This is a genomic window from Paracoccus sp. TD-10 (genome assembly GCF_048270675.1).
GTDB lineage: Bacteria > Pseudomonadota > Alphaproteobacteria > Rhodobacterales > Rhodobacteraceae > Paracoccus > Paracoccus pantotrophus.
In genome coordinates, this window is record NZ_CP182420.1 from 324,942 (window position 1) to 340,308 (window position 15,367).

The following is a 15,367-nucleotide window of genomic DNA, read 5'->3' on the forward strand; positions in this document are numbered from 1 at the left end:
TCTCAGTCCCGCTCGTCGCGTTTTCTGGGGCGCGACCAGTGCAGCCCCCAGTTCCGGCCGGCTTCGTCGGACTGGAACAGCCGGGCGCGGATCGGCTGCACGAGCGTGGGATCGTCCAAGGCGACCGAGATATAGGTTCCGGCCTTCTCGCCGCTATGGGTCCAGCCGGCGCCGATTTCCGGGCCGTCCTCGCCGCCGAGATGGATCCGATAGTCGGGGGCGTTCTCGACATCGGCATTGTGGGTCGGCACGAAGACCAGTTGCAGGTCGAGGGTGACGGTGCAGATGCGGCCCTCGTAGCCCGATTGCGTGCGGATGAATTCTCCGATCTGTGGCATAGGTTTAACCTTTCGTTTGCGGCTGGATTGAAGTTCAGCGAGGTAGCGAGGCGGGTGTCTGGCGAGGTTCGCGGTGGCGATCACCGTCGCCGCGCAGCCAGAGCGGGATCACCCGGCCGATGACGGAAGTAGCTGGAAGCGGGCCGAAATAGCGGCCGTCGAGACTGTCCCCGATCTCCCGGTTCATGAGAAAGACCTCGCCCTCGGCGATCACCCGGCAGCCCTGCCAGGTGGGCAGCAGCCGGCCGAGGCGGTCGCGCTCGCGCGCCGCGCCGAGGATCTGGCCGTTGACGGTGATCGTGGTGGCCTCGCGGCAGACCCGCGCGCCGGGCAGCGCGGCGACGCGCTTCAACAGCGGCACGCCGGGGCCGACGTAGCCGCGCGCGGTGACGAACCGGGTGATCGGCTCTGGCGGATCGACCGCGACCAGATCGCCGAGGGCGAGGTGGGTCGGCGGTTCAAGGCGGTAGAGCCCAATGGAAAGGCTGGCGGACGCGTTCCAGATCAGCCGGGGCGCGATCTCGGCGACGGAGATGCCGACGATCACCAGCACGGCGAGAGCGGTTGCGGCGAGATAGCCGAAGCGGGTCCTGCGGGTCATGATGCACCTCCGCGACCCGCAGGATCGTCGAAGGGTGCATTGCCGTCGGCACCGTCGTCCGCCTGGTCGGCAGCATCCCCGCCGACAGCGGCATTGCCTGCACCGCAGCCTACGGATGCATTATTGCCAACGGTCGCGTCCCCCGACGACGCGCCGCCGAGGACCGCGTTCAGCGCGATCTCGATGCGCAGGATGGCGCGGCCGATGGCTTCGGGGATCTGCGGCACCACCGCATCGCCGAAAGCCTCCACGATCAGGCTGGCCGCAGACGTCCCCTTGCGACTGCCGAGCGCAATGCGCGTGCGAGCCAGCCAGGCGGAAAGCCCATCATCCAGGCATAGGTGATGGGCAATGCCGCCGTTCCAGTCAGGCCATGGCTCCGCAGGATCGCCGCCAGCGCCCGTGCCCCGGCCCATTTGTCCGGCGCCCGGTCGGTCATCGCCCCGTCCATCACCGCGTCCATGGTCGGCGATTTCCGGCGGTCGTAGGCCGGGCTCCAGCCGTCCATGCGGCTGTCCCGTTTCGTCGGCGTCGGCAGGATTTCCGGTGCTTTCGGATTGCTCGCGGTCATACCCGCATGGCGGCTGTTGTGGCCCTGCAACTGGCTCAGCAGATCGCCCCGGCCGCCGCGATCCGCATCCGTCTTGCGCGGCGTCGCCAGGATCATGCGCAGCGGATATGTCGATCCCGCGCCGCCGCCCGCGCCGTCCTTCATCCCGTCCGAGGCCATCGGCGTCGGCAGCGGCCGGTTGCGGAACAGGTCGGAGAGACCCGACTCCTTCATCGCCCGGCGTGCGCCCGATCCGCCTTCCATCCGCAATCCACCCTGCTGGGATTGCGACACGGGTGTCGGCAAGCTGGCCGGGGTCGCAGCCGATGAGCCAGGACCGCTTGCGGACGTGGTTGGCGCCGATATCCGCAGCGCCCACCACGCATGGCCAGCAGGCGTAGCCGAGCGCTTCCAACTCATCGAGCAGCCGGTCGGCGCCGCGAGTTCGGAGATTACTGCTGTTCTCAAAAGCGAACCAGCGAGGCCGGCATTCTCCGACCAGCCGGACGGCCTCGAGATAGAGGCCCGACCTTTCCCCTTCGATCCCCTTGCCCTTCGTGTTGGCGCTGCTGATGTCCTGGCAGGGCGGCGATCCGACGACGATGTCGGGCAGGCATCCGAGGTCGGAAACAAGTCGAGCTGCCGTGAGGTCGCGGACATCGGCGTAGAGTCTGACATGCGGGAAATTCTCCGAATAGAGGATGCGCCGCCATTCCACGATCTCGCAGGCGGCAACGGTGACGAGGCCGGCCCGGTGCAGGCCGAGCGACCAGCCGCCCGCGGCACCGCCGAACAGGTCGAGCACGCGCAACGGCAGGGACAGGAAGGCCTGTTCCGCGGTCATTCCGCTACCCTCCGGCGCTTCAGCCAGGCGGCGTGCTGGGCCCTGGTGTAGGTTCGGAACGGCTCGCCCGCCGTGAGGCGGTTGTGGACATGGCGCCAATGCTCCGGCGAGACCACGCAAGGATCGATGCCCAGCGCCTCGACGGCATCCACCGCCTGCAGCACCCGCTCGACCTTCGGCCAGCCGCTGACCCGCAGCAGGATCTCGGCGCCGGGACGGACGCAGGGCAGCGTCTGGAACGGTTCGCCACGCTCGACAGTCCGCAGGATGTCGAGACGCGAGACCACGGTACCGTAATCGTTGCCCGCCCAGCGCACGACGGCGAAGGTGCTGTCCGGTACGAAGCCAACAGTCCGGCGCTGACGGTCGATCCGCTGTTCGTGGCGGAAGCGCCCGAAGCGCAGCCAGTGCTCGACCCGCTTCTGCTGCCAGATCAGGTCGACCAGAGTGAGGGACGGGTTCCCGGCAGGGTCGGGGCCTTTTCCACCCAACGAAGCGATCCGGTCCGTCATGACGGCCACCGCGCCATCCGATCGGCGAAAGAGCGCATCGGGGCGGAGGATATCGTAGGTTCCCGCAGCGGATCGTGATACTGTCGAGAAAAGCGGATGCATGCTCCTGGCTGCGACGGGGGAAGCGCGTGCGGGGTCATTCGCCGCCCGCTTCCGGCCCGCGCCGGTTTCGCGAATGAGGGACCGTATCGGCGCCCGGGCGGGGGTTATCCACCGCCCGGCGTGCCCCTACTAGGTTAGAGTCTTTTAAGTTAGATAAGTTACGGGACGGATTCCGTTCGCCCGGCCAGAGACTTGACTGCCCCTGGCACGCCCGAAGTCCCGATAGTCGCACGCCTGAAGTCCCGATACCGTCCACATTTCCCACGCCCGAAGTCCCGATACCGTTCACCGAGTTATCCACAGGCTGTTGTGGATAACTGGCGGGATGAATCCGCAGCATCTCGACATGGCCTTGGCGCTCGATCCGCAGCCGGTATCCGGGCAGAGACTGCCGGGCGGCGATGCGGCGAATGTCGCAGGCAAAATCGGCGGGCTTGGCCAGACTCCCCGACTTCGCATGCAGATGCGGGATGTCGAAGCACCAGCCCGATGGCTGGCGACCCGCATGCTTGCGGGCGACGCGGTAGAGCCAGCGCTCGATGCCGCCCTTGAGCCGGAAATAGGCCGGGTCGATGGTCAGGACCAGCGAGCGGTCGAGCACGCCGCGATAGAACCATTCGGGCAGCACGAATTCCATGCCCTCGACCCGGCCGCCGGCCGTGGTCCTCTCCTCCCATTCGCCGATCCAGGAAAACTGGTGCCGCCGCCAATGCTCGCCATGGCGGATCGTGGTCCGGATCACCGTCGATTGCAGCCGCGCCAGCGCGCCTTTGAGCAGGCGATAGTCGCGCGCACCGGTCTGGCGACCGATGGCGGTGAGCAGCTGATAAGGGGTGAAGCGCAGGAAGCGCGAGGTCTTCAACCCGGCGTTCTCGGCATCGACGATCTGGCTGGCGGCCCAGATCAGCACGTCGGCATCCCAGATCGTGGCCATGCCGTGCTCGGGAAAGCCGTAGACCTCGACCCGGACACCCCCGGCCTCGTAGAGGATCGGGACCACCCGGCGGGTCTTGGCCAGCGAGAAGAACGGCCGTTCCATCAGGTCGCGCTGATCGCGCGGGCGGACCTCGCCGCCCGCGCCCGTCACCACGAAGGGGCTGAGGCGGCGGCGCTCGCCGGAAAGGCGGGGGCGGCGGGGCGTTCTCATCCCTGCCCCCCTCAGCGCCGGTAGCGGCCGGCATGGGCCGGCGGCGCGACGGCATGGCGCTTGGCGGGCAGCACCGTGCCGCGCGGATCGGAGGTCGAAGTGACCGCCCCGCGCTCGGCCCAGGCCTGCAGGTCATCGACGGCATAGACGACGCGACCGCCGAGCTTGTGGAAGACTGGGCCGGTGCCGAAGCTGCGGTGCTTTTCCAGCGTCCGGCCGGAGAGGCCGAGGAAATACGCGGCTTCCGGGGTGCGCAGAAAGCGCGGCGGCAGGTCGGTAAGATCGGGCTTCATCGTCGGGCCTCAGTGCGGTTCTCGAGGCCGCTGGCGGGCAGCGGCGTATGGAGGACAGGGTGACGGAGAAGAAACGGCAGCAGGGAGTGCGAAGTCAGGGGTGCTGAAATCTCACCCCCCTGCCCCGCTTCCGGACGCGGAAAACTTGACGCGAGACCACGTGCGCCTTACTTTTACCCTTACCGACAGAAAGGACCGATCCGATGCCGACGGCGACCATTACCTCGAAGGGCCAGATCACCATCCCGCAGAAGGTCCGGATCGACATGGGCCTGACGCCCGGCGACCGGGTGGATTTCGTGCGCATGGACGACGGCCATTACGCGGTCGTGCCCGCCTCGCATTCGATCCGCGCGCTGAAGGGCATCGTGCCCCGGCCCGACAAACCGGTGAGTCTGGAAGACATGCAGGCGGCGATCCTGGGCGAAGCGACCGGCGAATGATCGGCATCGATACCAATGTGCTGGTGCGCTATCTGGCGCAGGACGACGCCGCACAGGCGGCCATCGCCACGGAGATCGTCGAGGGCTTTACACCGGAGGAACCCGGCTTCGTCTCGCAGGTGGTGCTGGTGGAAACCGTCTGGGTGCTGACGCGTGCCTATCGGATGACGCGCGAGGCCATCGCCGATGCCGTGGAGGTGCTGCTGCGGTCGCGCGAGTTGATCGTGGAGCACACGGAGGCCGGTTATCTGGCGCTGGCCACCTATCGCGCCACCAAGGCGGATTTCGCCGATGCGCTGATCGCGCATGGCGGGCGGCTGGAAGGCTGCAGCGAGACCGTGACCTTCGACCGCGGCGCCGCGAGCCATGCCGGCATGCGGCTGCTGGGAGCGTGACGGGCAGCGGCAAGCCCAGCCGCCCCAACGAGCAGGGCATAGCCGCCAGCGGGTTCGTTCAAGCCAGAACTGCTTCGGATTGATCGCGCGAAGGCGCCTGCGGTAGACGGCGGGATCGCCGTCTACTTCCGCCGTCGCCGCCGCAACAACCGGCGATAGCCGCCGCCGATCATGGCGCGGGCATCCCTGACGAAGCCCATGACCGCGTCCCGCAGGGCCGAGGTTTTCCAGGACTCCTCGCCGACACGATCGGGGCCATAGAGCGCCTGGGCGATATCGCGGTAGCTCGCCCCACTCATGCGCCCGTCGACGGCCTGTAGCATCCGGCGGGCCCGTTGGCGCTGGCGTTCGGTCAGGCGACGATCCGGCGGAACGCTGCGCCGCATCAGGGCGCAGAGAAGGCGCGTCGCGGCCTCGATCCGGTCGAGACCGTCCGTGTCGAGCGGGATGACGACGGCCAGCGGAGCGCGCTCGGCGACACCCGCCAGCCGCAGGAGATGCAGGCTCCGGCCGCCGCCGATATCGCAACGGACGTACACGCCGTCAGCGGCGGCCTTGGCATCCATGACCGCGAGAAGGTCGGACAGGTTGCCCTCAGCAGGCAGAACGGAGGGTAGCGCATCCAGCACGATGCTGCCGGGATCGCGGGACGGCAGCCAGTAGACCGGCGTATCGACGCAGGAGAGTCCGGGCCGGACCGGGAAACGTAAGCCCCCAGCGATTCCGGAACCGAAGGACGGCGGGCGCATCCGTGGTCTCCTGCCGCGCGACGGCACGATAGTCCTGCTGATAGTCCTCGTTGCGCCGCAGCCATTCCCAGGCGAGATCGGGCGCTGCAACTTCGTCAACGAAATCGTAGCTCGGCGAGGATCGCCACTTCGACAGGTCGGGTTTCATGTCCATACCCCAAGGTTGAAGCCATTTCTCGCGCGTTCAGCCAAGGGTTGGAAGTTTTTGTCTGCGCTAATACCCCCTGCCGGGCAAGGGAGGGTGCGGCAGAGGCAAATCGGCGGATTTCTACCTGCGATCAGCGGCCGTCGCGCAGCAGAAGCTTGTAGCCGTCTTTTTTCATCCAGCGCGCACGGGCGAGATGGCTGTCGTAGATCCTGCGCGCCCGTTCCGGCTCGCAATTAGGATCTAGGCCGAAAAGGATCTGGACGGCTTCGCGCCAGTCGGCTCCGTCGTCAGCCGAATCATGCAGCCGCATGTAGAGCTTCTGGTGCCGGCGGTCGTAATCCGTCAGTTCAGGGCCGTTCGGCACATCCTCGAGATAGTCTTTCTCCGTCACATCCCCTCTCCCGTCCAGCCGGCGATCGCGATGTTTTCCCGCAGCGGCACTATCCCATGCCGGGCCGCGACTCACAACAATTCCCACCTTCGCGACCGGAAGCACCGATCAACTCCCGCCGCCTGGCATCAGCCGTCGCCGTTATTTCCTGGCCGGTTGCGGACATACATCACCCCTTCGCCCCTGTCCGTGCTCAGAAACAGAATGCCGTGGCTTTCAAGGGCCCGGCGCACGTCATCGCGCGTGCTCTCGTAGACCGCGAGTCCGCTTTCGGATTCGAGGCGCTTGAGAGCGGTCAACGATATGCGGGCCTTGTCGGCGAGCGTCTCCTGAGTCCATCCAAGCAATGCGCGCGCGGCCCGCGACTGTCGGGCGGTGATCATGAATGATCACCTCCTACAGACGCGAAGGTGCACGCCAGAACTACGACTATTTTAGTCGTTCCGTGTCAGGAAAACCACCCCCTCGTTGCCGCCATCACGGGTTTTTGCGGGTTGGGCGCCAAATGCTGATTCGCATTGGCCGAACTGGTCGAGAAGTTTCCGGAAGTGCGCGACCCTTCCGAGAGCAGGATGACTCCGAGGAAGGAGAGAACCGTCCCTTCCATTGGAAACGCGACCTTTGACGTGGACCGGGCTTCCTGCGGGAGTGAGCTTGCCGGGAACTGCGGGGCCGGTCCGATTTCCGCTCGCGGTATCAGGCGCTCTCGATCTCGCTCGGGGTGTCGAGGAGGAGATCGGCGGCCTCGGCCATCGCCTGCAGGAGGATGATCTGAGCCAGTTCCTCAAGCCGGTACGGGTCGCGACGGATCAGGGCATTGGCGGCTTCGGCGATCAGTTCGGTCACGGTGGTCGGGCGGTTCATGGTTGTTCTCCGGTCCGGTTGCGAGGTCTCCTTTTCCGCTGGCGGCGTCAGTCGCTGGCGAGGTCGGCCTCGTACTGCACGCGGCGCACGCGGAGGAATGCCTCGATTTCCGCTGCGGTGGTGGCGCCGTATTCGACCATCTGGCCGAGCAGTTCCAGGGCTTCGTGGATATCGTTGCGGTCGAAGCCGAATTCGCTTTCGGCATGGATCTTCGCGGCGAGGGCGGTGGTTTCGGTTTCGGAGGTCATGGTCGTTCTCCTGCCTGGGCGTGGCGCTGAACCGTTCAGCCTCTGCTACTGCCGCGAGCCCCGCGATGGCGGGGCCGGGCTGTTTCCGCCGGTGGCGGTTAGGCGATGGCATCGTGGACCAGCTGGGCCATGGTCGGCAGGTGCTCGATCTCGACTTCGACCTTGATGTCGCCGTTCCTTTTCCGTGAAAAAACTGCGTCGATCCTGCTTTCCAGCCATGCGGTCGAGCATGCGTCGACCGGCCAGCCCGCCTTTGTCGCGGCGGCGCGAGCGGCGGCGAAGGGGATGATGATCTTGGCGGTGGTCATGACGGTTCTCCTCGGCTTATGCGCGCGCCGTTCCTGGCGTTTCCGCTGGCGGATTCAGATCAGGCCCGCCTTCCGCAGCCAGTTGGCAGCGTCCGGGGCGTCTGTCGCTGCAACGCAAACCGTCAGGATCATGCTGTCGCGGCTGGCGCGGGCCTTGACCCCGGCATCGGCATCCATGCCCATCTCGATGTCCTCGAGGTTGATGCGGCCGGCCAGCGGGTTGCTGGGGATGTTGATCTCGAATGTCGCGGTATGCATGGGCTTGTCTCCGGCTTCCGGGGCCGATCCATCCGGCCCCTTCCACCACCCCGACCCCGCGTTGCGGGGAGCATGGCGCCGTCGGGTTTCGACCACCTCCACGCCTCAAGAATAGTCTAGCAAAAACAAGGCTCTAGTGCAAGCGGATTGTCGCGTTTTATCCATTATTTTCAGCTTGTTAGCGAGGCTCGTGACTCTTTTCCGTGGCCGTCGATCTCACTGCAGCCCTTTCGGCTTGGGCCGGCAGCTGCGTTTCCCGCCGCATGTCGCTCCCGACAGCCGACGTGCCCATCGGTGTCCACCCGTTTCGCTAGTGGACACCGGTTTCCCATTTCGCTCTGAAGCAAAATGCGCCGTTCCCGCCCACGCGCCGACGGTCATGCCAAACCCATCGGTGGCGCTGCTTCTATCCCCAGCCGCTTTTCTCAAGCCCGTGTTTTCCCTGTTCAGGGAGAGGGATGGGGTTTGGGGAAGGGAGGAGGGAACCGTCTCCCTTCCCCATGGGAGGGTTCAAGGGAGGGGTTTTCCCCTCCCTTGGGGTGGGGGTGTTTGAGGGGGCGGGGCTTGCCCTGCCCCTTCATGGGGTGAGATTGAGAGGGGGCGGCACGCCCCCTTTCATCAGCGCCGGCGGCCGGTCAATCCGGCCGCCGGCGCTTCGGCTGGCGGTGCGGAAGCGGAAGGCGGCCGGGGGCCGCCTCCTGCGGGGCTCAGTCGGTGTCCGGTCCCCAGAGCGGGTTGCGCGCCGGATCCTCGGCGAAGCGGGCCGTGCCGTCGAGTTCTCGGATGACGGCCCCGATGGCGTATCCGCCGATGCGGCTGCGGCCCTGGGCGGCGAGGATGCCGACGGCAGTCGGGTCGGCCTCGACGGCGCGGATCGCGGCTTCCAGGTCGTCGTGCGGCTCCAGGTTCTCGACCGCGATCACGTCGCCGTCCTCGTCGTAGCCGCCATGCAGGTACATCGGCGCCTCGGCGAGACGCTGCGCGGCCAGTTCGGCGTCGCGGATCAGGCGGAAGCCGCGCTGCCGGTCGCGCCAGTAGGCCGGGTTGCCGGGGTCGATGGGGCTGTGCGTGCGGGTGGTCATGTCGTGTCTCCTTTCGGTCTCTGACGGGAGGAGGCAGCACCGTCGCCGCAAGGTGTCGGGGATCGCGAAGCGACCGCCTTTGGCGGCGAGTGGGGGAACCGATTTCATGGCGCCGCCCCTGGGCGGCGGTTGGAAATTGGGGGGACCGCTCATCCTCGACTCCGCAGCGGCAGGTGCAAACCTCCGGACGACAGAGACCGAAAGGAGACATTTAAAACCGGGGAGGTCCGGAGGGGTGACCCCGCCGGAGGCTTCCCGGCCGGTCGATCCGGACGGGAAGCCTTCTCTTGCCCGCGCAGTCTCAGGGCGATCCGGTGCGGACATGGGAAAACCCGGCGGCTGCAACCGCCGGGCCTCTGGCCTCCCGCTCAGGAGGAAATGTCGTCTTCGTCGATGAACCGGCCTTCGTCCTCGTCGTCGCTATCGGTCTGCGGCGTCCGGCTGAGGAAATCCACCGTCTCGGCGACGATCTCGCAGCCGTAGCGGTCATTGCCGTCCGCATCCTGCCATTTCGTGTAGTGGATGCGGCCGCGCACCAGGACCTTCATGCCGGATTCGCAATACTGCCGGATGGTCCGGCCCAGGCCATTGAAGGCGACGACGCGGTGCCATTCCGCGTCCTCGACCCGATAGCCGTTCTCGTCGCGCACGATCCGGCCTTCCGAATAGCGCGGGCGCGCGGTGACCAGCTTGAAGCGGGTGACATCGGTGCCGGTGCGGGTGGTGCGGGTTTCGGGGGCCTGGCGGATGGTGCCGGCGAGGATGACGATGTTCTGCATTGTCTGTCTCCGTTGCTTCTCCGGAGGGACCATTCCCTCCGACGAGACCCGGGAAAGTCCGTCGGGAGGCACCTGCAACTGACGCCTCCTCGGGCGGCAGCTTGCCCGCAATGCTTCGGAGTGGGGCGGGCAGCCGCGCCCGGCGCGGCAACACGGTCCGGAGCCTTGGGGGTTGCCGGTGAAAACCGTACGGAGTTAGGGGATCGGACAGGCGGAGGAATTGGTGCGTCCGGGGGCATGACGGGGACAAATCGCAGAACGGCGGCGTTCTCGCCGGTGCCGTCCTGTCGGCAAAGGCCCCGGAATCCGCACCATCCGCGGCGGTGCCGCTTCGCTTTCCCTTGCTGGTCACCATCGCGACCGCCGCCGGAAGGCCGGGGCGTTCGGGACGGGAAGGATCAGGCTGTCGGGCCGGGGGCGCGGAATGGCATGGCTGCCACCTCATGGGTCCTGGGTTGGATCGTCGGGCGATATTGTGGGGCGGTCAGGAAGCCGGTCGTATCGCGGCGGCATTCACGGCACGGAATGGCAGGATGTGGGAGGCGAGAGCCGCTACGGCTGCGGGGTTCTCGGCGGGTCGGATTTCGGTGCCGGGCGCGGCAGGCCGGGAACGAAGACGACGGGGGCCGGTTCGTTGGCGACGACATTCCGCTTGCGGGGGCAAGAGGCCGGACGGTTGCAGCCGTTAGGTTTTCCGTGGGCGCGGCAGATCGCGGGCGCAAGGCGGGATACCGGCACCGTTGACCGCCTGTGGCACCCGGCCTATCATTTGCCGGTCTGAAACAGGTTAGGCTCGGGAAGGTTGGCCCGGGCCCCGCGCCCTGCGGGTCCTTCCGTTGCTGGCGACGGCCCAAGACTATCAAGGCCCTGCGCGGTGCAGGCGCCGATAGAAAGGGCATGACATGAAACCCAGGGTTTCCGTTCTGACACTCGGCGTCGCCGATCTCGAACGCTCGCTTTCCTTCTACCGCGACGGCCTTGGGCTGCCCACGAAAGGCATCATCGGCCAGGAATTCGAGCATGGCGCGGTGGCGTTCTTTGACCTTTCCGGCGGCCTGAAACTCGCGCTCTGGGCGCAGGCCGACATCTCCCACGATACCGGATTGCCGATGCGGCCGGTCAGTCCGACCGCCTTCACCATCGGCCACAATGTCATGCGGCGGGAAGAAGTCGATCAGATCATGGAGGCGGCGGTTCGGGCAGGCGCCGGGGTCGTCAAACCCGCGCAAAACACGTTCTACGGTGGCTATGCCGGCTATTTTCGCGATCCCGACGGACATCTGTGGGAAATCGTCTGGAATCCGGAGCTGCTTCCGACGGGCCATTGAGCATCCCCCCGGGAGCCGCTGGCCCCTGATTGGGACCAGTGGCCGCTCTGGATTCCTCGCGGCATCACTCGTCCTCGCCTCCGGCATGATCCGGCCGTGCTCCGATATATGGCGTCTCCGCCCGTCCGGATCATGCCGCGCCGTTCGCGCCTGCCGCATCAACCCTGTGCGCGTCTGCCGATGCCTTCGCCTTGTCTGGCGAGCCGGGCCATGCCCGGCGAGCGCGATTTTCTGCCGCGCCCTGCGCCTCGCACGCGCGACGGCCGCCGGTCCATCGGATCGGCGGCTATGCTGTTTCGGTCGGGGGACTGACCTATGGGCGCAGCGGCCACCATGGTTCATCCGTCCCGGCCCGGCGCCAGGTCAGCCGGCGGCAACGGAAGGTGGCCCAGGCGTAAAGCAGAGGTTCCATGCCGTGCCACCAGTCGGCCGCGATGTCACCGCACCGGCCCTCGAACAGTAGCTTGCCGCGCGCGGTATAAAGCCGGAACTCTACCGGCAGGGCGTCGCCATCTTCGGGGGTGCCGCGTGCGGGAGCGCCGTCGACATCCTCGCCGAGTCCGATGCAACCGCCGTGATGGTCCTTCGTGACAATCCAACGCATGTCGAAATCCTTTCGTTGAAGCTGTGGGGTGCGGCGCCCGCCTCGGGGACGGGCGCCCTTGGGTTGCGAGGCTGGCCTATGCCGCCGCCTTCCGGTCCCGCTCTTGCAAGGCCGCCATCCGCTTGCCGGTGGTGCGGTAATGCTCAACGTCCAACTCAACCCCGAGCCAATCGCGGCCCAGCAGATGCGCCGCCGCCAGGGTCGAGCCGCTGCCGCTGAACGGGTCCAGCACCAGATCGCCGGGCTTCGTGAAGGCCCCGATCAGCTTGCGCAACGCGGCAACCGGCTTCTGGGTCGGGTGCAGCTTGTTGCCGGTATAGGGGAAGTCCAGCACATCGGGGACCGGACGGGCGGGAAGCACCGGGTCGCCCTTCGCCAGCAGATAGGCCTGCTCATGCTCGTAGCGCAGGAACCGGGTGGATGAGGCGTAACGCTTGCGGAACACCAGATGCCCGACGATGCGGAAGCCCGCCGCCTTCCACGCCTCCACGAACAGATCCACCTTGTTCCAGCCGTAGAAGCTGACGCAGAAACCGCCCTGCTTCAGAACCCGGTGCATCTGGGCGAAGGCCGGGCGAAGGCCGGGCGCAGCCAGCGGGCGTTGTCGTCGTTGGCGACGGTGCGGCCCTGCCGGTCGCGGAAGCGGGTCACATAGGGCGGATCGGTCAGGATGAAATCCACCGAGCCGCTGCCGAAAGCCTGCATCGCTAGGGTGCAATCGGCGTTGATGACAAGGTTGCGGGGGGTGCTGGTCTTGCCGGTCATGTCTCTGTCCTTTCGGGTTCGGGGCGGAGGGTCCTTGCCCTGTTCCGCCGATGGGCCGCGCCTCGCCGGTCTGACTTCGGGAAACGCATGTTTCCCCGGAGGCAGAGCGGTGAGGGCGCAGCCCGACCCGCGGCCGCATGGCTGGCGGTCATGGGTCGGGGCGCAGGGGTGGGGCGGCCCGCAGCCGCAGGCGAGGACACGGCCCTGCGCCCCGACGACGCCCCCGGGCGGCGCCTGCCCTTTGACGGCCAGACAGGCGGATGCGTGGCGGACAAATCCAAGGAAACGGGAAAGTCTTCGGGCCGGGGGTGAGCCGGGCACAGCCCGGTCGAGCCCCCGGCACGGCTGATGGGCAGGCGCGATCCGCGCCCGGCGCGCGGATCACATTAGGTCAAAGCAAAATGGCCGGTGTCGGCTGAACGGGCTAGGAGGAAGTACTGACTTTCGAGGCCGATCCGGTGAACCCTGCCTTGCAGCAAGTGGCGGAACAATATCGCCAACAACCACCAAACAGCCTCGGATCAGGCTTGCGGCGCCAGTTCCCCGAAACCGTTCAGATTGATCAGCGCGGCGATGCCGGTGACCAGCCCAGCGGTGCCGCAAAGCAGCTTCAGCGCAATGACGGAGTCGATGGCGGTATGGGTGACTCCATGCACGAGAGCATAGCCAGCGATCATCGCCGGGATCACGAAGACGGCCCGGGCGGTCAGGCAGAGGAGCGGGCTCTTCGCCTTGAACAGCACCAGAAGCACCAGCCCCACGGAAAGCAGCGCGGCGGCAGCCGCGGCAAGGACGGAGAGCAGGAACCCGGTCTCAGCCGCGTGGATGAAGCTGAACGTCTCGACAAAAACCATCACCGGCAGCGCGTAGATGGCGAGATACCAGGCGATCACGCAGGCGACGGCGGTGAGCATGATGGCGAGCAGGATCAGGGTCATGGAGCCTCCGGACCAAGAGGATCGGGGATCGTGCACGACAGGCTGCCAGAAGATAATGCGCTCAGCCTGCGACCAGGGTTCATTACGCCGTTGCTGCGAAAAACAGCATTCCCAACACCCGGCGACGGGTCAAGCAGACAGGCGGAGAGCTTAGGAGATGATGCGGATAGCTGCCGAGAATGCCGGCTGGCCGGCGACAAGCCGCCGGGCCCTTCGCAGCGGCACCCCCGCCAGCGGCTGACTCAACTGTCCCGCAGGATCTTCTCCATCGGCTTCCCCTTGGCCAGTTCGTCGATCAGCTTGTCCAGATAGCGGATCTCCCGCATGAGCGGATTCTCGACCTCCTCCACGCGGACGCCACAGACCACACCCTTGATCCGCGAGCGCGCCGGGCTCATGCGCGGGGCATCGGCGAAGAAGGTCTCGAAATCCGTCCGGTCTGCCAACCGAGCCGCCAGTTCCTCCGGGCCGTAGCCGGTCAGCCACAGGATCAACGTGGCTGAATAGCGACCCGTTCGCCTTGTTTGTCCCGCGTATCACCACCCTGCCGTCGTATGGACGGCGACCATGTTCCGCAAACCCGATCGAGAGCCGATTCTTCAGCCGTCGGACGCCCCCATCGAGCAACCCTATGAAAGGACTTAACCGGGATCCAAAGCCGGACAGTTCTCGCGAATGAAAATGTCGAACGGCGTATGTTCGGTCTCGGAACCCTTTGGCTCAGCACGCTGAAAATGCCGTCCGAGCACCTCGATCGCCCGCAGAGCCTCCTGCCGGGGATTTTGATCGATGATCGCGTCGAGAACACCGTCTCGCAGCAGACGTCGCCGGGATGGTGTGAGTTCATGCGTTATCATCACGATTTTCTGGGCGAGGCCCATCTCCTCGATCGTCCCGGCTATAGCGACGTTTCCTGCCGAAACGTTGTAGATTCCCCGGATTTCCGGATGGCCTTTCAGGGCGGCCGCGACGACCTCGCCGGCGCGGGCGGGATCCTCGCCGCTCTCCAGCGAAAGCACGATGCGACAGTCGGGAAAGCGCTCGCGCAGCACCGAGCGGAATCCCATCTCACGCTCCTCATGCCCGCTGATCCGCTGCATCCCCAGAACGATGACGACATCTCCCCCGCCGGGACCGATGAAGCGCCCCATCAACTCGCCGACGACACGTCCCATCTGGCGGTTGTCCGGGCCGACATAGGCAATGCGCCCGCTGTTTGGCAGGTCCGTCACCAGGGTCACGACGGGCACGCGGCCGGAGATCAGCCGCAGCGCATCGGACAGGCGCGGGTCGTCCGGGCATGTCAGAATGATCCCGTCATAGGATTCGGCCACCTCCTCGATCTTCTTTCGGGTGGCAGGAATGTCGGTGACGTCGATGTAGTGCAGAAAACAGGTCAGGCTGAGATCGGCCAGCGTGGAGCTGAGGTCGGAGAATGCGTCGCGCATCGCTTGGTAAAACGGATTGTGCGGCGACTGCATAAGCACGGCAATGCGCAAGTTTCTTAGATGGCTGCGGAAGATCTTGCGATCCAGGTGCAGTTTGCTTGCCCATTCCAGAACTTTGGCCTCGGCTTTGGGGGAAACGCCGCCGCGCCTGTTCACCACCCGGTCGACGGTGGAAAGGCTGACACCTGCGGCCTCGGCGATCTTGATCAGTGTGGTTCGGTTGGTCATGGGA

The 15,367-nt window shown here is 66.3% G+C and carries 22 protein-coding genes and 2 pseudogenes; 3 read left to right on the top strand and 21 right to left on the bottom strand.

Annotated elements, in window-relative coordinates:
- Positions 1-2: 2 nt before the first annotated feature.
- The 6 genes from ACNKFW_RS20335 to ACNKFW_RS20360 form a co-directional block, all read right to left on the bottom strand.
- Complete coding sequence (locus tag ACNKFW_RS20335; protein ID WP_418025801.1) at positions 3-338, bottom strand: DUF736 domain-containing protein; 336 nt, start codon at positions 336-338, stop codon at positions 3-5.
- Between the two features lie 34 nt (positions 339-372).
- A complete protein-coding gene (locus tag ACNKFW_RS20340) occupies positions 373-939 on the bottom strand; it encodes a S26 family signal peptidase (RefSeq protein ID WP_418025803.1) in 567 nt (188 codons plus the stop codon).
- Positions 936-2,333 (bottom strand): DNA cytosine methyltransferase, encoded by a 1,398-nt coding sequence (locus tag ACNKFW_RS20345; protein WP_418025805.1) that lies wholly within the window; start codon positions 2,331-2,333, stop codon positions 936-938. Before ACNKFW_RS20345 ends, ACNKFW_RS20340 begins: the two co-directional genes overlap by 4 nt.
- Positions 2,330-2,845 (bottom strand): DUF2840 domain-containing protein, encoded by a 516-nt coding sequence (locus ACNKFW_RS20350; RefSeq protein WP_418025807.1) that lies wholly within the window; start codon positions 2,843-2,845, stop codon positions 2,330-2,332. Before ACNKFW_RS20350 ends, ACNKFW_RS20345 begins: the two co-directional genes overlap by 4 nt.
- A gap of 136 nt (positions 2,846-2,981) precedes the next feature.
- Positions 2,982-4,094, bottom strand: coding sequence for a replication initiator protein A (locus tag ACNKFW_RS20355; protein WP_418025809.1), 1,113 nt, complete (start codon positions 4,092-4,094; stop codon positions 2,982-2,984).
- 11 nt (positions 4,095-4,105) lie between these two features.
- A complete protein-coding gene (locus ACNKFW_RS20360; RefSeq protein ID WP_011749445.1) occupies positions 4,106-4,387 on the bottom strand; it encodes a helix-turn-helix transcriptional regulator in 282 nt (93 codons plus the stop codon).
- Between the two features lie 203 nt (positions 4,388-4,590).
- On the opposite strand from ACNKFW_RS20360, the gene ACNKFW_RS20365 reads away from it, so the two are divergent.
- Both ACNKFW_RS20365 and ACNKFW_RS20370 read left to right on the top strand, forming a co-directional pair.
- The gene (locus tag ACNKFW_RS20365) at positions 4,591-4,830 is read left to right on the top strand and encodes an AbrB/MazE/SpoVT family DNA-binding domain-containing protein (RefSeq protein WP_418025812.1); all 240 of its coding nucleotides are present in this window, start codon (positions 4,591-4,593) and stop codon (positions 4,828-4,830) included.
- On the top strand, positions 4,827-5,225 hold the full coding sequence (locus tag ACNKFW_RS20370; protein ID WP_418025814.1) for a PIN domain-containing protein: 399 nt from the start codon (positions 4,827-4,829) through the stop codon (positions 5,223-5,225). Before ACNKFW_RS20365 ends, ACNKFW_RS20370 begins: the two co-directional genes overlap by 4 nt.
- Before the next feature lie 122 nt (positions 5,226-5,347).
- Here the strand turns inward: ACNKFW_RS20370 and ACNKFW_RS20375 are convergent, their stop codons facing one another.
- The 10 genes from ACNKFW_RS20375 to ACNKFW_RS20420 all read right to left on the bottom strand — a co-directional run bounded on the left by ACNKFW_RS20375 (position 5,348) and on the right by ACNKFW_RS20420 (position 10,052).
- A complete protein-coding gene (locus ACNKFW_RS20375) occupies positions 5,348-5,854 on the bottom strand; it encodes a DUF2285 domain-containing protein (RefSeq protein WP_418025816.1) in 507 nt (168 codons plus the stop codon).
- Positions 5,820-6,128 (bottom strand): transcriptional regulator domain-containing protein, encoded by a 309-nt coding sequence (locus ACNKFW_RS20380; protein WP_418025817.1) that lies wholly within the window; start codon positions 6,126-6,128, stop codon positions 5,820-5,822. Before ACNKFW_RS20380 ends, ACNKFW_RS20375 begins: the two co-directional genes overlap by 35 nt.
- A gap of 124 nt (positions 6,129-6,252) precedes the next feature.
- On the bottom strand, positions 6,253-6,513 hold the full coding sequence (locus ACNKFW_RS20385; protein ID WP_418025819.1) for a DUF2285 domain-containing protein: 261 nt from the start codon (positions 6,511-6,513) through the stop codon (positions 6,253-6,255).
- A gap of 128 nt (positions 6,514-6,641) precedes the next feature.
- The gene (locus ACNKFW_RS20390) at positions 6,642-6,896 is read right to left on the bottom strand and encodes a helix-turn-helix domain-containing protein (protein ID WP_418025821.1); all 255 of its coding nucleotides are present in this window, start codon (positions 6,894-6,896) and stop codon (positions 6,642-6,644) included.
- Positions 6,897-7,209: 313 nt separating this feature from the next.
- Entirely contained in the window at positions 7,210-7,377 is a 168-nt protein-coding gene (locus tag ACNKFW_RS20395) for a hypothetical protein (RefSeq protein ID WP_418025823.1), read from the bottom strand.
- 47 nt (positions 7,378-7,424) lie between these two features.
- Entirely contained in the window at positions 7,425-7,625 is a 201-nt protein-coding gene (locus tag ACNKFW_RS20400) for a hypothetical protein (RefSeq protein ID WP_418025825.1), read from the bottom strand.
- Positions 7,626-7,723: 98 nt separating this feature from the next.
- Positions 7,724-7,933, bottom strand: coding sequence for a hypothetical protein (locus ACNKFW_RS20405; RefSeq protein WP_418025827.1), 210 nt, complete (start codon positions 7,931-7,933; stop codon positions 7,724-7,726).
- 54 nt (positions 7,934-7,987) lie between these two features.
- Positions 7,988-8,191 carry a hypothetical protein gene (locus tag ACNKFW_RS20410; RefSeq protein WP_418025828.1) on the bottom strand — a complete coding sequence of 68 codons (204 nt, stop codon included), beginning with the start codon at positions 8,189-8,191 and terminating at the stop codon, positions 7,988-7,990.
- 707 nt (positions 8,192-8,898) lie between these two features.
- Positions 8,899-9,273, bottom strand: coding sequence for a hypothetical protein (locus ACNKFW_RS20415; RefSeq protein ID WP_418025830.1), 375 nt, complete (start codon positions 9,271-9,273; stop codon positions 8,899-8,901).
- Between the two features lie 368 nt (positions 9,274-9,641).
- Complete coding sequence (locus tag ACNKFW_RS20420; protein ID WP_418025832.1) at positions 9,642-10,052, bottom strand: single-stranded DNA-binding protein; 411 nt, start codon at positions 10,050-10,052, stop codon at positions 9,642-9,644.
- A gap of 902 nt (positions 10,053-10,954) precedes the next feature.
- On the opposite strand from ACNKFW_RS20420, the gene ACNKFW_RS20425 reads away from it, so the two are divergent.
- Positions 10,955-11,380 carry a VOC family protein gene (locus tag ACNKFW_RS20425; protein ID WP_333484226.1) on the top strand — a complete coding sequence of 142 codons (426 nt, stop codon included), beginning with the start codon at positions 10,955-10,957 and terminating at the stop codon, positions 11,378-11,380.
- A 313-nt stretch (positions 11,381-11,693) separates the two neighbouring features.
- On the opposite strand, the gene ACNKFW_RS20430 is transcribed toward ACNKFW_RS20425, so the two are convergent.
- From ACNKFW_RS20430 to ACNKFW_RS20450, 5 genes and pseudogenes are all read right to left on the bottom strand, one after another.
- Positions 11,694-11,984: a hypothetical protein gene (locus ACNKFW_RS20430; protein ID WP_333484227.1), complete on the bottom strand. Its 291-nt coding sequence runs from the start codon at positions 11,982-11,984 to the stop codon at positions 11,694-11,696.
- Between the two features lie 76 nt (positions 11,985-12,060).
- A pseudogene (locus ACNKFW_RS20435) lies at positions 12,061-12,749 on the bottom strand (DNA methyltransferase).
- A 521-nt stretch (positions 12,750-13,270) separates the two neighbouring features.
- Entirely contained in the window at positions 13,271-13,687 is a 417-nt protein-coding gene (locus ACNKFW_RS20440; RefSeq protein ID WP_024845695.1) for a hypothetical protein, read from the bottom strand.
- A gap of 242 nt (positions 13,688-13,929) precedes the next feature.
- Positions 13,930-14,181 (bottom strand): annotated as a pseudogene (locus ACNKFW_RS20445) (DUF2200 family protein); the annotation flags it as partial.
- Between the two features lie 147 nt (positions 14,182-14,328).
- Positions 14,329-15,363: a LacI family DNA-binding transcriptional regulator gene (locus ACNKFW_RS20450; protein WP_418025835.1), complete on the bottom strand. Its 1,035-nt coding sequence runs from the start codon at positions 15,361-15,363 to the stop codon at positions 14,329-14,331.
- Positions 15,364-15,367: the final 4 nt, after the last annotated feature.

Bases quoted from the DNA above. Each gene is read 5' to 3' on its own strand.
- ACNKFW_RS20420 (WP_418025832.1), bottom strand. From the start codon at position 10,052: ATGCAGAACATCGTCATCCTCGCCGGCACCATCCGCCAGGCCCCCGAA.
- ACNKFW_RS20370 (WP_418025814.1), top strand. From the start codon at position 4,827: ATGATCGGCATCGATACCAATGTGCTGGTGCGCTATCTGGCGCAGGAC.
- ACNKFW_RS20405 (WP_418025827.1), bottom strand. From the start codon at position 7,933: ATGACCACCGCCAAGATCATCATCCCCTTCGCCGCCGCTCGCGCCGCC.
- ACNKFW_RS20390 (WP_418025821.1), bottom strand. From the start codon at position 6,896: ATGATCACCGCCCGACAGTCGCGGGCCGCGCGCGCATTGCTTGGATGG.
- ACNKFW_RS20380 (WP_418025817.1), bottom strand. From the start codon at position 6,128: ATGGACATGAAACCCGACCTGTCGAAGTGGCGATCCTCGCCGAGCTAC.
- ACNKFW_RS20430 (WP_333484227.1), bottom strand. From the start codon at position 11,984: ATGCGTTGGATTGTCACGAAGGACCATCACGGCGGTTGCATCGGACTC.
- ACNKFW_RS20365 (WP_418025812.1), top strand. From the start codon at position 4,591: ATGCCGACGGCGACCATTACCTCGAAGGGCCAGATCACCATCCCGCAG.
- ACNKFW_RS20340 (WP_418025803.1), bottom strand. From the start codon at position 939: ATGACCCGCAGGACCCGCTTCGGCTATCTCGCCGCAACCGCTCTCGCC.
- ACNKFW_RS20440 (WP_024845695.1), bottom strand. From the start codon at position 13,687: ATGACCCTGATCCTGCTCGCCATCATGCTCACCGCCGTCGCCTGCGTG.
- ACNKFW_RS20345 (WP_418025805.1), bottom strand. From the start codon at position 2,333: ATGACCGCGGAACAGGCCTTCCTGTCCCTGCCGTTGCGCGTGCTCGAC.
- ACNKFW_RS20410 (WP_418025828.1), bottom strand. From the start codon at position 8,191: ATGCATACCGCGACATTCGAGATCAACATCCCCAGCAACCCGCTGGCC.
- ACNKFW_RS20395 (WP_418025823.1), bottom strand. From the start codon at position 7,377: ATGAACCGCCCGACCACCGTGACCGAACTGATCGCCGAAGCCGCCAAT.
- ACNKFW_RS20335 (WP_418025801.1), bottom strand. From the start codon at position 338: ATGCCACAGATCGGAGAATTCATCCGCACGCAATCGGGCTACGAGGGC.
- ACNKFW_RS20425 (WP_333484226.1), top strand. From the start codon at position 10,955: ATGAAACCCAGGGTTTCCGTTCTGACACTCGGCGTCGCCGATCTCGAA.
- ACNKFW_RS20450 (WP_418025835.1), bottom strand. From the start codon at position 15,363: ATGACCAACCGAACCACACTGATCAAGATCGCCGAGGCCGCAGGTGTC.
- ACNKFW_RS20415 (WP_418025830.1), bottom strand. From the start codon at position 9,273: ATGACCACCCGCACGCACAGCCCCATCGACCCCGGCAACCCGGCCTAC.
- ACNKFW_RS20350 (WP_418025807.1), bottom strand. From the start codon at position 2,845: ATGACGGACCGGATCGCTTCGTTGGGTGGAAAAGGCCCCGACCCTGCC.
- ACNKFW_RS20360 (WP_011749445.1), bottom strand. From the start codon at position 4,387: ATGAAGCCCGATCTTACCGACCTGCCGCCGCGCTTTCTGCGCACCCCG.
- ACNKFW_RS20355 (WP_418025809.1), bottom strand. From the start codon at position 4,094: ATGAGAACGCCCCGCCGCCCCCGCCTTTCCGGCGAGCGCCGCCGCCTC.
- ACNKFW_RS20400 (WP_418025825.1), bottom strand. From the start codon at position 7,625: ATGACCTCCGAAACCGAAACCACCGCCCTCGCCGCGAAGATCCATGCC.